Origin of the sequence: Pseudomonas sp. BN102 (genome assembly GCF_029871245.1) — a bacterium.
Classification (GTDB): Bacteria; Pseudomonadota; Gammaproteobacteria; order Pseudomonadales; family Pseudomonadaceae; genus Metapseudomonas.
Genome location: NZ_SSON01000004.1, coordinates 1 through 508, shown reverse-complemented (window position 1 = coordinate 508; position 508 = coordinate 1). Strand labels below are relative to the sequence as shown.

The following is a 508-nucleotide window of genomic DNA, read 5'->3' as shown; positions in this document are numbered from 1 at the left end:
CCAGTTCGTCGACGGCACCGGCCCGGTGTGGAAGGGCACCCTGTTCCCCTTCCTGTTCATCACCATCGCCTGCGGTGCGGTTTCCGGCTTCCACGCGCTGATTTCCTCGGGCACCACGCCCAAGCTGCTGGCCAACGAGTCCCATGCCCGCTACATCGGCTACGGCGGCATGCTGATGGAGTCCTTCGTCGCCATCATGGCCATGGTCGCCGCCTCGGTGATCGAGCCGGGCGTGTACTTCGCCATGAACAGCCCGCCCGCGCTGGTGGGCACCGACGTCAACGCGGTTGCCGCGACCGTCAGCAGTTGGGGCTTCGCCATCACGCCGGAAGTACTGCAGCAGACCGCCAACGACATCGGTGAGCACAGCATCCTGGCCCGTGCCGGCGGTGCACCGACCCTGGCCGTGGGCATCGCGCAGATCCTCCACCAGGTGTTGCCGGGTGAGAACACCATGGCCTTCTGGTACCACTTCGCGATCCTCTTCGAGGCGCTGTTCATCCTCACC

1 protein-coding gene is annotated in these 508 nt (G+C 65.9%); it reads left to right on the top strand.

What is annotated here, in order from left to right; all coding sequences use genetic code 11:
• On the top strand, positions 1–508 hold a 508-nt coding region (locus tag E8F12_RS00020; protein ID WP_280323230.1), incomplete at both ends, for a carbon starvation CstA family protein.